This is a genomic window from Gluconobacter sp., assembly GCF_047723935.1.
In the GTDB taxonomy this organism is placed as follows: domain Bacteria; phylum Pseudomonadota; class Alphaproteobacteria; order Acetobacterales; family Acetobacteraceae; genus Gluconobacter.
This window is the reverse complement of record NZ_JBDOBO010000002.1, coordinates 208,620-223,494: the sequence shown is the minus strand read 5'-3', so window position 1 is coordinate 223,494 and position 14,875 is coordinate 208,620. Positions and strand designations below refer to the sequence as shown.

At 55.0% G+C, this 14,875-nt stretch carries 16 protein-coding genes; 5 read left to right on the top strand and 11 right to left on the bottom strand.

Going from position 1 to position 14,875, the window contains the following annotated elements; translation table 11 throughout:
* The first annotated feature begins 162 nt into the window (after positions 1-162).
* Entirely contained in the window at positions 163-621 is a 459-nt protein-coding gene (locus tag ABF979_RS03155; protein ID WP_415557689.1) for an NUDIX hydrolase, read from the top strand.
* Between the two features lie 2 nt (positions 622-623).
* Here ABF979_RS03155 and ABF979_RS03150 read toward each other — a convergent pair whose 3' ends face one another.
* The 4 genes from ABF979_RS03150 to ABF979_RS03135 all read right to left on the bottom strand — a co-directional run bounded on the left by ABF979_RS03150 (position 624) and on the right by ABF979_RS03135 (position 3,913).
* A complete protein-coding gene (locus tag ABF979_RS03150; protein ID WP_415557688.1) occupies positions 624-1,235 on the bottom strand; it encodes a hypothetical protein in 612 nt (203 codons plus the stop codon).
* Positions 1,232-1,984, bottom strand: coding sequence for a hypothetical protein (locus ABF979_RS03145; RefSeq protein WP_415557686.1), 753 nt, complete (start codon positions 1,982-1,984; stop codon positions 1,232-1,234). Before ABF979_RS03145 ends, ABF979_RS03150 begins: the two co-directional genes overlap by 4 nt.
* 201 nt (positions 1,985-2,185) lie before the next feature.
* Positions 2,186-3,523, bottom strand: coding sequence for a glycoside hydrolase family 68 protein (locus ABF979_RS03140; protein WP_415557684.1), 1,338 nt, complete (start codon positions 3,521-3,523; stop codon positions 2,186-2,188).
* 87 nt (positions 3,524-3,610) lie between these two features.
* Positions 3,611-3,913 carry a hypothetical protein gene (locus tag ABF979_RS03135; protein WP_415557682.1) on the bottom strand — a complete coding sequence of 101 codons (303 nt, stop codon included), beginning with the start codon at positions 3,911-3,913 and terminating at the stop codon, positions 3,611-3,613.
* Between the two features lie 246 nt (positions 3,914-4,159).
* On the opposite strand from ABF979_RS03135, the gene ABF979_RS03130 reads away from it, so the two are divergent.
* Positions 4,160-4,531 (top strand): hypothetical protein, encoded by a 372-nt coding sequence (locus ABF979_RS03130; protein WP_415557680.1) that lies wholly within the window; start codon positions 4,160-4,162, stop codon positions 4,529-4,531.
* A gap of 59 nt (positions 4,532-4,590) precedes the next feature.
* On the opposite strand, the gene hemH is transcribed toward ABF979_RS03130, so the two are convergent.
* On the bottom strand, positions 4,591-5,622 hold the full coding sequence (gene hemH / locus ABF979_RS03125) for a ferrochelatase (protein WP_415557678.1): 1,032 nt from the start codon (positions 5,620-5,622) through the stop codon (positions 4,591-4,593).
* A gap of 466 nt (positions 5,623-6,088) precedes the next feature.
* Here hemH and ABF979_RS03120 point away from each other — a divergent pair, with 466 nt between their 5' ends.
* Positions 6,089-6,511: a host attachment protein gene (locus ABF979_RS03120; RefSeq protein WP_415557676.1), complete on the top strand. Its 423-nt coding sequence runs from the start codon at positions 6,089-6,091 to the stop codon at positions 6,509-6,511.
* A 24-nt stretch (positions 6,512-6,535) separates the two neighbouring features.
* Here the strand turns inward: ABF979_RS03120 and ABF979_RS03115 are convergent, their stop codons facing one another.
* From ABF979_RS03115 to ABF979_RS03095, 5 genes are all read right to left on the bottom strand, one after another.
* The gene (locus ABF979_RS03115; protein WP_415557674.1) at positions 6,536-7,636 is read right to left on the bottom strand and encodes an anhydro-N-acetylmuramic acid kinase; all 1,101 of its coding nucleotides are present in this window, start codon (positions 7,634-7,636) and stop codon (positions 6,536-6,538) included.
* A gap of 13 nt (positions 7,637-7,649) precedes the next feature.
* Positions 7,650-8,537 (bottom strand): N-acetylmuramic acid 6-phosphate etherase, encoded by an 888-nt coding sequence (locus ABF979_RS03110; protein WP_415557672.1) that lies wholly within the window; start codon positions 8,535-8,537, stop codon positions 7,650-7,652.
* A 79-nt stretch (positions 8,538-8,616) separates the two neighbouring features.
* Complete coding sequence (locus ABF979_RS03105; RefSeq protein WP_064275290.1) at positions 8,617-9,660, bottom strand: aspartate-semialdehyde dehydrogenase; 1,044 nt, start codon at positions 9,658-9,660, stop codon at positions 8,617-8,619.
* 25 nt (positions 9,661-9,685) lie between these two features.
* On the bottom strand, positions 9,686-10,324 hold the full coding sequence (locus tag ABF979_RS03100; protein WP_415557670.1) for a 2OG-Fe(II) oxygenase: 639 nt from the start codon (positions 10,322-10,324) through the stop codon (positions 9,686-9,688).
* Between the two features lie 80 nt (positions 10,325-10,404).
* Positions 10,405-10,722 carry a hypothetical protein gene (locus ABF979_RS03095; RefSeq protein ID WP_415557668.1) on the bottom strand — a complete coding sequence of 106 codons (318 nt, stop codon included), beginning with the start codon at positions 10,720-10,722 and terminating at the stop codon, positions 10,405-10,407.
* A gap of 204 nt (positions 10,723-10,926) precedes the next feature.
* Between ABF979_RS03095 and ABF979_RS03090 the strand changes: the two genes are divergently transcribed.
* Positions 10,927-11,901 carry an alpha/beta hydrolase gene (locus ABF979_RS03090; protein ID WP_415557666.1) on the top strand — a complete coding sequence of 325 codons (975 nt, stop codon included), beginning with the start codon at positions 10,927-10,929 and terminating at the stop codon, positions 11,899-11,901.
* Positions 11,902-11,985: 84 nt separating this feature from the next.
* Entirely contained in the window at positions 11,986-14,631 is a 2,646-nt protein-coding gene (locus tag ABF979_RS03085; RefSeq protein ID WP_415557664.1) for a 2-oxoglutarate dehydrogenase E1 component, read from the top strand.
* Positions 14,632-14,653: 22 nt separating this feature from the next.
* Here ABF979_RS03085 and ABF979_RS03080 read toward each other — a convergent pair whose 3' ends face one another.
* Complete coding sequence (locus tag ABF979_RS03080) at positions 14,654-14,812, bottom strand: hypothetical protein (protein WP_167386119.1); 159 nt, start codon at positions 14,810-14,812, stop codon at positions 14,654-14,656.
* Positions 14,813-14,875: the final 63 nt, after the last annotated feature.

Here is a 14,875-nt window from a genome sequence, read left to right as displayed (position 1 = left end):
TGTTCGGGACGCAGGGGCCGGAGGTTCGAATCCTCTCACTCCGACCAGCCGATAAACGGATTATCAGAAAAATCTGATCAGAGCGTAGTTACTTGACGCTCTAGCCGTGCGCTCATTTCATATACAAAAATCATGGCCCGAACAGTTTTCGGGAGATTTACTATGCGTCAACGCCCCGCTGCCCGATTACTGGTTCTGGATCAGCAGGATCGCGTCCTTCTCCTCAGGTTTTTTCACTCCTCAGGCGCATTGGCTGGGCGAAGTTATTGGTCCATGCCCGGCGGAAGCCTGAAGGATGGAGAAAATTTTGTTCAGGCGGCAAAACGCGAACTGCGCGAAGAAACAGGATTAAACGCGCCCTTTCTCAGCTCTGAGATTAGTCAGAGAACATTCGTCCTGACGCTCGCCAATGGTGAAACTGTTTTAGCTGACGAGCGGTTTTTTGCCCTTCGTGCACCAGAGACCACGCTCTCCTCTTCCGACTGGACGCCCAACGAAAAGAACGTCCTCACGGGCCATCACTGGTGGTCTAGACGTGAGCTGGAACAGACGACCGAAATCATTTTTCCGGAACGTCTGCTCGATCTCCTGACAACCGCGCTTTTACGCCACCTCCCCTGACTTCAAAGAGGTTTCAGCCCGACAAAGGGATGCACGGGTTGGTTAGACTGACATTCCGCTAGAATTTCTGGAGCCTGAAGACCGTGAATATGCGTGTACAAGGCCTGCCGCGCATTGAGAATTCTGCCAGCCTCTTTATCGCGAACATCGCCGGGTTGCCCGAGCAGAGCGCCGGCATATTCGACTTCGCGCTGCATCTCCGCGTCAGGAAGAGCAGACAATGGCACGAATTGAACAGGCAAACTCAACTGCTGCGTCTTTGAACGGCTGGCATCTGCGGCAATGCCAATGACAGGCACAGTAGTCAGCGCAGACACCGAGAATGACCCAGACTGCGTCAGACTACCGTTCAACTGCATTGTCACTGGCCCGGAAACAAGCGCAACAACCGGGTCCAAAGTGTGTTGCGAACATTGTAAAGCACGCACGTTCCCATCAAAGCGATGAGACTGCTCTGCGGACCAGTCCTGAACCTCGGAAACACTGACGACACCAGCTTTAGCCAGATCCTTTTGAACACCGGCCAGTGCTGCACTCACCGAAGTCTGTTCACCAGAACCAAAGACACAGCCTGAAAGCAGCAACCATACAGGCAAAAAATATATCGGCTTCATGCTGCGCTCATTTCCGCAACAAGGGCCTGTACGTCTTCGGATTTTGGCGAAAGCCCTTGCACCGTGAGCCAGTTCTGCCGGCTAACGAGCCCATAGGCTTCATCACAAATCTTCAGGAACGTATTCCACCGCATGAAGGTCCGGCTGCCCCACGTATTGAAAAATACACCGTCAGGTGTGTACCCCGTCAGCGCGATAGCATGTCCTCCGACAAAAACGTGGTCCTGCACAGCATCCCAATCCCAATCGGTACCTAATGGAAGACTCATGAACCCGCGCGGAACCTGTACCCCTGCCAAAACGCCGCCCAAATAGGAAATACCGCGCTTGATGCCGCTCACTGAATGGGAATCAATAATACCGTAAGCCGTCAGATAATCTCGGGTCTGCCCCGGCCGAACAAATCCATTGCTCTTCCAGTATTGCAGTTGCTCCAGCAAAATCGTGCCATTATCATTTTGACCCGTTACCGGATTAAATCCCGTGACAGCGCCATAGTTCTGAAGAACCTGTTCGCTAGAAAGCAACACCAGCCCCTGGGCCACTTTTGTCCAGGTTGCTGTCAAAGCCGCATGAGCTGCAAAAGCGCAGCATCCGAACCGATCATTACTCCACATCTGATAGGGCACCCCCTGGGACCAGTCCTGATGCTCTGGAACGTCTGGAACCCGCGCCGTCAGAACGGGCGAAAGTCGATAGGTTCGTACATCATGACGCGGAGGCAACTTGCCCAGTCTACGCTCAATCATTCATCAACACTCCACGAACAGAGAATGAAGAAACCAGAGCGGCATGCCGTATTTGCAGGGAGTTCTTCGTTCTGATCGAAGCAAAGCCAAGGCACATGCCAAAACGCTCCGAAAAAAATGAAAGCCACTCCCGTAAAGGAGTGGCTTTCATCAACGCCTTATCAAAAAATCTCAGGTCTTTTTAACCTGAGCCTCTGACACTCAGGTTCTGACGTCATACGCCAGAGAGGCCGGCCAGGCAGCTTGGGCAAAAACCTGCGCGTAATCATGGACTTCTGTCAGGAATGTCCGATCACCATCCAGAACCAGACGAACCGTCGGTGCCAGTGTACCGCCAATCCGATAAGTCTCCGGATTTTCCGCATTCTGACCGGCAGCCGGAATGGTATCGATAAAGGACTGAACATAGCCCTCCGCATCCACAAAGTGCGAATACGTCGAATACGGCTGCGAAGACGGATTACCAAGTACAAGCCCTGAGCTATTCAGGGGCTTGTAGGGACCGAAAATACCCTTCTCGGACACAAAGCCATAAACGCCATCAGGCCCCGTGCTCTTGCCCGTGTACGTGGAGTGATGGCTGATCGTGAACAGGTAGGTCAGACCGTCCTTGAAAACGAAATGGGGACGTTCGGTCTGATCGTTCACGCCAAGAGCCGTTACCAGAGCAGGCATCAGTTCCCACCGGGAGTAATCCCCCTTGCGCCAGCCGGAGACACACCGAGCCAGACCGATCGCTGCTGCACCATATTGTGCGCCAGCATCCACCGCATATCCTGGCGGAACAGCGCCCATTTCGTTCGTGCCAATAACAAACTGACCACGCGCACCCGGAACATTGCCTTCAAACAGCGTATAGAGCTGGCCATCGCCCGGATTGATAAACGGCTGCGGATCACGGAAATCAAAATATGGATCTTCAGACGCATTGGCGTAATGAACACCATCCGCCTTGAACATTTCCGTGCTCGCGGCGAAGCCCTCGAACCAGACACCCTTGTCGTCCGCATGGATAGTGCCGGAACTGACCGCCGGAACAGAATTGCCATCAGGCGCGCCGACGGACGTGTAGAACATGTCCACCTTATTCTCGGTGCCCTCACGCATCACCAGAGAACCGGACCATTCCCACGGGCGCAGATCGGCAGAGGTCTGGAACAGTCGGCCGCCCCAGGTCCACTCCACACCATCGCGGCTATACCAGTACCCGATATAAGCGCGGTCATTGCGGGAGTGCCACTCGTCGTAAATCTTGGCGTTGGTCTTGTCGATCTTGTCCACGGCAAGCGACCACAGGACGAACCAGCCTTTGAACGTGACGGTACGCATGTGCATGTCACGCAGCGCCCCACTGTCCCAGATCATCACGTCATTGGACATAAGTGGAAACTGGTAATCGATCAGCGGCATGGTCGTCGTCGGATCGTCTGTACGAACCTTCAACGCATCCGCAATCGTCCAGCGAGAAACAGGATATTTGGCGGGAACAGGACGCGAAAAATGGGCCTGCACCAGAGACTGGGAGGAAATAGCATTCATAATTTTACTGATCCATACTGAATAAGTATTTGAAAAAATTCCTGGCTCTCAGGAAAAAATTCCTAGTAATTCAGGAGCCAGAGTATTTTACTCTTTAGGAGAAACGTCCTTCTTCACACTTTCTCCACTTCCAGAAGCTGAAGTAACCTTGCCGACCTGCCACTCGAGACGATTGGCAGCCCAACCAAAGTTCAGCCCCAGAAGGGTAATGACGCGGTAAATTCCGCCGAACCGTGATGTATTTTGTGGAGGAGGCAAGAAAACCGTTACCAGCTTGCAGCCAATAATCAGCAGAGCCACCCAAAGTTCATAGCGGGCCGGAATGTCAGCAAGCAGACCCGAAAGATCAAAACCCGAAATATCCACAGCCTGAAATCCTAATAGGCTCATAAAAAAAGAGGCTGCCCCTCTTGGAGTCAGCCTCTTCTAAAAATCATTTTCTGATATTGATGATTGAGCCATCTGCCAAACGGTTTATGGCTCAATGCCACAGTTATATGAAAGACCTGGCCGCAACACAACCCTAAAAAACCATCTCTGCTCGCCAGAGAGTTGAAACCTTCCCCCCACATACCTAGTTTCGACATTCAGAAAGTCTCTTTCTCCCAAGAGACCGATAAGAGAGACGAAACTTCCATGACACGCTCAATGCGTTCTGCTCTGGCTCTGGCCGCCCTTCTCACCGCTACCCCGGCCCTCGCCGAACCGGGCGGCTGCATCAAATATGGTGCTGCTGGTGCCGTAGGCGGACATCTGGCCAACCACCATGGTGTTATTGGCGCTGTTGGTGGATGCGCCGCTGGCATGTATCGCCGCCATCTGTATCGCAAGGATCTGCGCGAGAAGGCTGCTCTTTGGGACAAGGAACATCCGGCAGCCCCGAATACCGGTGGCTGGTGGCAGAGCCACCACGATTCAACATCCGTGAACCAGAAGGCTCAATGGTACGACGCAGAACACCCCGAGCCAGGCACGAATGCGCCAGCTCCTCAGGCGCCGCAGCACTAAAAACAAAAAAAGGCCCGGCTGTTACCAGCCGGGCCTTTTTCATGAGTATCCAAACAGTTTCAGCCTACTCCGAACCCTCTCAGGGCTGTACGAGACAATGCCTCCAGAAGGTCAATCGACTCGTCTGAATCATTCAGACAGGGCACAAGAGCAAATTCTTCGCCGCCCGCTTCCATGAACTCTTCTCGAAGCTCATTCCCAATTTCATCCAGCGTTTCAATACAGTCCGCCATAAAGCCCGGCATGATAACTGCAATTTTCGTGATGCCCTGCTTCGGTAGAGCACTTACATAAGGTGCTGTATAAGGCTGAATCCATTCAAGCGGCCCAAAGCGCGACTGGAACGTCAGCGGCATCTGCTCTTCAGAAAGCCCTAAGGCCTGACGCAAGGCAACGATCGTACGAACACATTCGTCCTGATACGAGTCTCCCTTTTCGATGCAGACTTTTGGCAATCCATGAAACGAAGCCACAATTCGTTGTGGCTTGAAGGAAAGGCTTTCCAGCGTCTTCAACACCGACGTTTTCAAGGCCCGCACAAACGCAGGATGATCTGGAAAAGACGGAACCGTTAGAACAGCTGGTTGCTTTCTCAGCTTCATCAATGCCCGGAAAAGCTGATCGTTAGCCGTGGCGGTCGTTGCTGAGGAGTATTGCGGATAAAGCGGAATACTGACGATACGGTCGCATCCCTGGTCCATCAGACTTTCAACAGCCTGTGCAACAGAGGGGCGGCCATAGCGCATGCCCCACTCAACAGGGACACCGTCTGCTTTCAGACGAAGGCGAAGCTTTTCAGCCTGACGCTGGGTATAGACCCGCAATGGAGAGGCATTCTCGTCCCGATCCCAGATTCGTGCATAGTTTGCACCGCTGGCGAAAGGTCGTTTGGTGAGGATGATGCCCTGCAGGATGGGCTGCCAAATCAGCGGCGAACTTTCGATAACGCGCCGATCGGAGAGAAACTCACTCAGGTACCGACGCACCGCCAAATAGCTGGTGTCATCAGGTGTGCCGAGATTGAGAAGCAGGATGCCTGTCCGTCCCTGAGGAGGAGAGGCATGACGTGGTTTTTTGAAAAGAAAGGCCATAGTACCCTTCAGTGTGAAACAGGGCTACAAATGGCGAAAGAGAAAAAACACCTTAACCGAGGGATACGCGTCCCTTTCGGGACGCTATCGTCGGCGCTTTACACGTGCATAGGAAAGACTCGGCTGCTCAACCCGACGGGAAGCATTGTAAAAGATCACCGCCATTACAGCACCGATCGATCCGATATACGGCATGAAAGTATTCATCAGAGCCATATTTGCCTCCTTGAACCCTCTGGGAAAGTTTTCCGTGGGCTCAATACTGAGAGTGATCATATCGCCGTCGGTATTCAAGAGAAAAATTCATCCAAACGTCAAAAAAATAACCTCCACTGAAAAATATCCTTTTTTATCATGATCCTAAGCCTTGAAGAATCGAGGTGAGCCCTTCTGGAAGGGCAACCCCAGCGCTCCGCCCACGTTTAGATCCTGACCAATCTGATTGATCGGGAAAGGATCTGATACAATGGCAACCCAAGACCCCGTCATCTACGTCGTCGCTGATGGTGAAAAGGCTCGTTTCCTTCGTCTGGAAGGCTCACAGCTCAGAACCATTGAAAACTTCGATATCCATAAGGGCTCAGACGCAGCCAAGGATGTAGGTTCGCTCAAGGCTGCTCATACAAGCCCCAAGGAGCAGCTCAAGACGCACTTCGCGAAAGATCTGGCGGCTCACATCAACAAGGCTGCACAGGATAGCAATGTCGAAGGGATCTTCCTTGTTGCGTCGGCTCAGTCTCTTCACGACATCCGTGAGAACCTGGACAAACCAACCTCCAAGAAGCTTTTCAAGAGCCTAACAAAAGATCTGACGAACACCCCGGATTATGAACTTCTGAAGCATCTGGGCCGTCCGGAAACCGGCTGGTCAGAACTTGCATCAGTCTGAAATCTGATCGAACAGGCAGACCGCTCAGCGTGCTGATCGGCCTGCCACACAAGGCTTTTCCGTCCCAGTCGTCTGTGGCCACGACGAAGGAAAGTCACGTACATAACGAACGGCCAGAAGCGCAAAGCACTGAGCCTCAAGTGCGTCTCCGTCCCATCCAAGATCATCGACGGACCCGAGACATCCCAAACGTGAGCGCAAACGCTCCATCAAAACTGGATTGTGGCGTCCCCCTCCAGCGACAAACCACTTAGCGGGTTTGACTGGCATGGGTGTTCGAGCGATCGCTTCAACCGTAAACTCCAGCAGTGTCGCCGCGCCGTCTTCAGCAGAAAGCGTTTCAACGGCCTGCATGGCAGAAGCGTGAAAGCTCAAACGGTCCAACGACTTTGGCATTTCACGCTGAAAATACGGCATTGCCAGCAAGCTTTCTAAAATAGCTCTGTCTACCATCCCTTTTTTCGCTAACGCGCCATCGACGTCACACGCAACGCCGGTATGTCGTTCTGCCCAGTCGTCCAGAAGAGCATTTCCCGGCCCGGTATCGCACGCCCAGACCTGACGCTGCCCCTCTGTATTCGGCCCGAGCAAGGTGACATTTGCCACGCCACCAATATTCAGAACAGCAACAGACTGCGTCTCACTTTCCAAAAGCGCGGCATGCAGGACTGGCACCAATGGCGCACCCTCACCACCACATTCCAGATCCCGTGCACGGAAATCATAAACAACCGGGACGCCACACTCCGCCTGAAGAAGCGCTCCATCACCAATCTGCCAGCTTCGCCCTTTTTCGGGTTGATGCAGGACTGTTTGCCCATGAAAGCCAATGACATCAGGGCGAATATCTGGAGCCAGCTTCATAAGCTCCCGAACAGCATCCACATGCCGTAGCGTTACGTCCCGTTCGGCAGCCAGAATATCCGGATCATCTTCTGCCAGATGTGCAGCATGATCCAGCAAATGGCGCAGCCGAGCCCGCAAAGCAGAGTCGTAGGGAACCGTCACGGCTGGCCCATACTTAGCAATCCGCTCCCCATCCGTCTGCACCAGAGCCGCATCTACCCCATCAAGAGACGTGCCGCTCATGAGACCAATGGCCCACTGCATATTCTCGAAAGACATCAGGTTTTTACCTTCAGAGAGAGGCCAGAACCGTATGCAGATTGCCGTTATGCGCCTGAAGAAGCGTCTCAATCTTCTCGACAGACACACCCTTTCTCACAAGAACTGCCCGCTTTACATTGCCGCCAACCAACCGCAACGCGTCACGAACTTCCTCGTCCGTTCCCCCAGCAAGTTCGAACACCATGCGCTCGGCACGCAACTGCAACTTGTCATTACTAATCCGCATGTCGACCATACGCCCGCGATAGACATGCCCAAGGCGCGTCATCAAAGCGGTAGAAAACAGGTTAAGCGCAACCTTCTGGGCCGTCCCTGCTGCCATCCGCGTGGAGCCAGCCAGAACTTCAGCGCCCGTCGGAATACTGATCCCGATTTCAGCACTGCGTAAAAGACGTGAATGCGCGTTCCCACTCACCCCAATTGTCAAAGCCCCAACCTCACGCCCGGCTTCAACAACAGCACAGGTGTAAGGCGTGTTGCCACTCGCCGCGACACCAATGACCACGTCATTCGGCGTGGGCCCATATGCTCCAAGATCAACGCGCGCCTGATCTTCCCTGTCTTCTGCACCTTCGACAGCCTGCGTCCCTGCACCGGCGCCACCAGCCAGTAGCAAAACCAGCCGCTCAGGGGGCAGTCCAAACGTTGGTGTCAGTTCCACCCCATCCTGAACCCCAATACGACCAGACGTTCCAGCCCCAGCATAAATCAACCGACCGCCACCCTGAAGGCGGGGTACACTCGCCTCAACAGCGGTTTCAATGGAGGGGAGTGCCTCTCCGACCCGCTCTAAGGCCTCTTTCTGAGAGTCCAACAGCCGTCCCAGAAGCGAATCCAAAGGCAGAAGTTCAATAGTCTGATTGGCTTCAAGAACCGTTTCTGTGCGGGGAACAGTCACGAATGACCCTTTTCATCTCGACATAAAAAACGCGTCTGAAAGTTTCCCTTCAGACGCGCCAGAACTTCAGAAAACTCCCTTATTCCTTTACAGGAAACAGGGCTCCGTTCTTCAAAAGACCCTGCTCAACCAGGCTTTCCGCAATCTGCACGGCGTTCAGTGCTGCACCCTTGCGAAGATTGTCCGAGACGCACCAGAGTGCCAGACCATTCTCGACTGTCGGATCAATGCGCAGGCGAGACACATACGTTGCATCCTCCCCGACACATTCAATCGGCGTTACATAACCGCCGTCTTCGCGTACATCGCGCAGAATGACGCCCGGAGCCTTGCGCAGAGCCTCACGAGCTTTCTTCAGGTCAATCGGCTTCTCGCACTCAATGCTGATCGCTTCGGAATGGCCGATAAAAACCGGAACACGGACACAGGTCGCCAGAACCTGAATATCCGGATCCAGAATCTTGCGGGTTTCAACCGCCATTTTCCACTCTTCCTTGGTCGCTCCATCTTCCATAAAACGATCAATGTGCGGAATGACGTTAAACGCGATCTGCTTGGTAAACTGAGCCACCGTCGGTGGGTCGTTTACGAAGGTGCCCTTGGTCTGCCCAAACAGTTCGTCCATTCCGTCTTTGCCTGCACCGGACACGGCCTGATAGGTCGAGACAACAATCCGCTTGATCTTGAACAGATCATGAAGCGGCTTCAGCGCTACAAGCATCTGCGCCGTTGAGCAGTTCGGGTTGGCGATGATGCCACGGCGCGCCTTTTTCAGCGCAGACGCATTCACTTCTGGCACCACCAGAGGAATACCAGGCTCCATACGGAAATGGGACGTGTTGTCGATCACAACACAACCTGCAGCAGCGGCCTTCGGCGCATAAATAGCCGACACTTCCCCGCCCGGCGAAAACAGCGCCAGATCCCACCCCTTGAAATCAAACGTCTCAAGGTTCTGAACCTTCAGAACTGCCTTGTCGCCAAAGGAAATTTCCCGTCCCACAGAGCGCGGTGACGCCAGTGCCACAACCTCGTCCACAGGGAAATTACGCTCTGCCAGAATCCGCAGCAGCTCGCGCCCCACCGCTCCCGTGGCGCCCGCAACCGCAACCCGATAACCCATGATGTTTTCCGTTCCCTTGTAAAAATCAGCCTACGAAAGGCAGACGCTTGACCAGCGCCGAAAGACGATGCCGCCCCAGTTCGTACCGAGCCTTCCGGCCCGTTGCCATATAATTGAGCTGGATCGCATAGCGCGTCCCGACAAACTGCCGATGCCCGTGCCACGTCGTCGGACCATTGGGAAACACCAGCAGCGTTCCCTCAGCCGGCGTGACTTCGACGTCATAGTCCTCGACATCATCCGGGCCATTCAACAGACGCAAACACCCATCCCGCGAAGACCAGTCTTCGCCTCGCGGATTAAGATACAACAGCACAGTCACCAGCTTGGCTTCGGAATCCCGGTGAATGCGCCCGTCTTTTTCACGCGTCCGACCACGAACCGTCAGCATGGTCGGTGCATCCGCCAGGTCCAGGCCAAACTTCTCCGCTATCAGGTCCTTGAGCAAAGGCCCCTGCAATTCCTCGATCATGCCTCTCACACGAGGCGTCAGATTCAATGCCTCTGGTGGGAACGACCCGCCGGACTGCATCTCCGGCAGATCAGCCACAATGGACTGAAGATCATCATTGCTGATGAAATGCGGCACAACCACATGCGGGAAAGGCTTCTCCGCAATCGGCGTATGCGCCAAAGCATCATAATCGAGAGAAATGTCGGACATAGTGATCGAGGCTAGCCCTGCCCCAACGGCCCGGCAAGACCTATTCCACATATGCCAGCGCCAACTCCGACGAAAGAAACTTACCCACGAAGTGGTTTCTGCGATTTGGAAACGCGACTGGTTGACAGATAGCGGACATATCCTGCCCCAAGCCGGTTAGCCCCACCCGTGCAAAGCTGCGGCTGGCGCGGTTCCTTCACGTTCGGAACCCAGACCGTATGCAACAGCTTCGGATTAATCCGACAGACAATCAATCGCCTGTCCACACCAGACATCCCTGCATCTTCAGCAAGTCTCATCCGTACGGACAGCATACCGCTTTCCGGCCCCTGAGCGGAGGCATCAGGCGTTATCAAAGCTGTAACAGCTAAAAAAAGACAGACAAGCAGAGCACGCATGAGCTGAACTCCTCGACACGTCCTTCGCAATTTCGAGAAACTGCCAGAAGGCACTGTGTCTATGACGCTACGCGGCGCTTAAAAGTTGCGGCAATTTTATGGCAAACTTTGCTTCACCTGAAAACATGGTCCCTCAAACCTCCTCTTCAGGCAGACGTTGAAGCCACCACAGATTAGGTTTCTCATCTTTCCAGGACCGTCCTCATGAACACAGCGCCGCTTGTCCTTCCGGAACTCCTTCCTACTCTTAACCAGTTCCCCGCTACTGACCTGTCGGCAGAAACACTTCCGGATCTACGAAACGCCCTTGAAAACCGTGCTGCACAGGCTTTTCAGAAAGCTGAAGATTTTCAGGTCATCATTGAACAACGACACATCCCCGCTCCCCAAGACGACGACCGGACCATCCGCCTCCTGACCATCCAACCTCAAGAAAAGAGTTCCACCCCGCGTCCAGTTCTGCTGCACTTCCATGGCGGAGGTCACTGCGCTGGACGTCCCGAACAGAACACCGGCGAACTCTGCCGCTTCGCCCAGGATCTGAACTGCCTTGTCATCTCCCCGGATTACCGCCTCACACCAGAAACACCTTTCCCTGGTGGCATTGAAGATGCCTACGCGACGCTCTGCTGGATTCATGACAACGCTGACGCCCTGAATATCCGCCGCGATCAGATCGCCGTTACCGGAGAAAGCGCAGGCGGAAACCTCGCGGCAGCCATCTGCCTGCTGACCAGAGACCGCAACGGGCCAGCCATCCTCTTCCAGAACCTGATTTATCCAATGCTGGATGACCGGACGATTAACACCGAGGCGAACCCCTCTCCCGTCGCAGGCGAATTCGTCTGGACACGCGCCAGTAACACTTACGCCTGGGAGATTCTGCTCACTCCCTCTCTGCCCGGCACTGACGATATTTCTCCCTATGCCGCGCCCTCCCGCGCTAGCGATCTCTCAGGACTGCCCCCTGTCATTATGACAATCGGCTCATTGGATCTGTTTCTTGAAGAAGACCTGCTCTACGCCCAACAGCTGATCCGAAGCGGCATATCCGTGGAACTGGAAATCGTCCCCGGAGCCTTTCACGCCTTTGATGTGACAGAAACTCCTGTGGCAAAACGTACTCTCGACAAACGAGTGACTTCCATGAAGCAGTTCTTCACCCCATCTAGAACCTGACACGGAATGCATTATCCAAATGCGTTCCCCCACATGCTCTGATGGGCTAGAGTTCGCGCCCCTGTGACTGGAGACTGATTTTTCATGGGCGATCACCGCGACGACCGCGATGCCATTAATGGCGCAAACACTGTCTATCTGGCCGAGCTTCATGCCCGCTGGCAGACCGACCCTGCGTCTGTGGACCCAGCGTTCGCCGCCCTGTTCGAAACCCTTGGTGCTGAACGTCCACCAACTGATACGTCGGATAGTAGCGCTGAAACTTTGAAAAACGCCTACCGTCTGCGCGGCCACGCACTCGCACGCCTGGACCCGCTGGGTCTCGCCCCAACTCCACATATCCCGGAGCTTAGCCCACCCGACGCAGACCGTGATCTGCTCGCTCGTTTGCGCCGTGCCTACTCTGGCACCCTAAGCGCCGAATTCATGCACATTCAGGACCCGCAGCAGAGACAATGGTGGATCGACCGGCTTGAGACGTCATCTTCGACGCCAGCGATGGAGCCGGAACGCATTCTTCTGGCCCTGACCCGTGCAGAGGGCTTTGAAGGGTTTTGTCAAAAGCGCTTCATGGGAATGCGCCGCTTTGGTCTGGAAGGTGGAGAGAGCGTTATTGTCGCCCTCCGGACCCTGATCGATGCCGCTGCACGCGATGGTGCAAAATCTGTGTCCCTGGGTATGCCGCATCGTGGCCGACTAAACGTCATGGCCAATATTCTGCGGAAGCCCTTTGCAGCAATCTTCAGTGAATTCGCGGGCGCGTCCTTCAAACCAGATGACATCCAGGGGTCTGGAGACGTCAAATACCATCTCGGCACCTCCACCACGATGGAACATGCAGGCCACACACTGCGTATCTCGCTCCTGCCCAATCCGTCTCACCTGGAAGCCGTGGACCCCGTTGTGCTCGGTCGCGTCCGCGCTGACCAGGATCGCGAGAAAGACAAAAATCGCGATCGCCACCTCGGCATTCTTGTCCATGGAGATGCTGCGTTCGCCGGGCAGGGCGTTGTTTATGAAACGCTGGGCCTTTCCAAGCTTGAAGGCTACCGCACAGGCGGAACCGTCCACGTTATCATCAACAACCAGATCGGCTTCACGACAGTCCAGTCAGACGCCCATTCCGGCATCTACAATACGGATATCGCCAAATCCGTTCAGGCCCCTATCCTGCATGTCAATGGCGATGACCCGGACGCTGTCGCGCGGGCAGCCTTGATGGCACATGAATGGCGCCGCGATTTTCATGCGGACGTCGTACTGGATGTCGTCTGCTACCGCCGCCATGGCCACAATGAAACCGACGAACCCGCCTTCACCCAGCCTGCCATGGTCCATGCCATCCAGTCTCGACCAACAACACGTCGCCTCTACGCAGATCACCTGATTCGCAAAGGCATTTTGACGTCTGAGCAGGTTGAAGAAATGTGGCAGCACTTCCAGAGAAGACTGGAAGAACAATTCGCAGCCTCCGAGCATTACCGGCCAAACGCAACTGATTGGCTGGATGGGCCGCAGGACTCCACCCGCCTCCAGGATGAACCCGAACGCATCCAACCCATGACCGGTGTTCCGATGGAACGTCTGCGCATGATCGGAGAAGCCATCGGCACTATTCCCGAAGGCCTGAACGTTCACCCCCGCCTTGCACGGCAGATTATCGCCCGCGGTAAGGCCGTCGCGGACGGTGGCCCTCTCGATTGGGCCACAGCCGAAGCCCTTGCGTTTGGCACCCTCTCAATGGACGGGCATCCTGTGCGCCTGTCAGGTCAGGATAGCCGACGCGGCACCTTCAGCCAGCGTCACGCTGTCCTGTTTGATCAGGAAACGGGACGGGAAGAAACGCTCCTCGCCCATATCGCCCCCCATCAGGCCCCACTGCACCTCTGGAATTCCCCCCTCTCCGAGTTCGGGGTGCTAGGCTTCGAATACGGCTATTCCCTCGGCGACCCGGACACACTGGTACTCTGGGAAGCCCAGTTCGGAGACTTCGCCAACGGCGCACAGGTCATTCTGGATCAGTTCATCGCCTCGGGGGAAACCAAGTGGCTTCGCACATCCAGCCTGACGCTCCTTCTCCCTCATGGGTATGAAGGTGGCGGACCTGAACATTCATCCGCCCGGCCAGAGCGCATTCTTCAGTTGTGCGCAGAGAACAATCTGCGCGTTTGCAACATCACAAGCCCGGCCAATTATTTCCATGCTCTGCGCCGCCAGATTGCGCGCCGCTGCCGCAAGCCGCTGATTATCTTCACGCCCAAGTCTCTGCTTCGCCATAAGGAAGCCGTTTCTGCGCTTGCTGAGATGGGGCCACACACGCGTTTCCAGCCAGTCCTGGCAGACCCGCAAACCATTACCAACCCCAGAAAAATCATCCTGTGTTCCGGTAAGGTCTTCTATGACCTGACTGCCGAGCGGGCGCGGAAGTCCTGCACGGACGTGGCCGTCATCCGACTAGAGCAGCTCTATCCGTTCCCTCATCACGCCCTGATCCAGCAACTGGAGCTTTATCCGGATGCCGAACAGATTGTCTGGTGTCAGGAGGAGCCCCAGAATAATGGTGCCTGGATTTTCGTTGATCGTCGGATCGAGCGCGCTCTTCGAGAGTGCGGTCACAAGGTACAGCGCCCTGATTATGTGGGCCGTGAAAGTGCTGCCTCTCCTGCAACCGGTCTTCCTGGTGCACATGCGGCGCAGCAGGAAAAACTGGTGCAGGACGCGCTGGCCTGACGCTCAGGCCAGCAAACGCTTTTCAGGTTGGGCCGCCTTGATATCCATAACTGCTCCGACCTGAACCCGTATTACCGAACCCATCTCCCCGATATTGGCGTGAACCCTGTCCACCATAATCCGGCCCGCACGCAGCCAAAGCCACCAGAAGTGCCAGAGCCAGACCAACTTTTACTCGCATCGCCCTATTCCTTGTTTCGTTCGAGCTCACCAACGGAAATCTCAGTAAATCAACCGTCAGTCT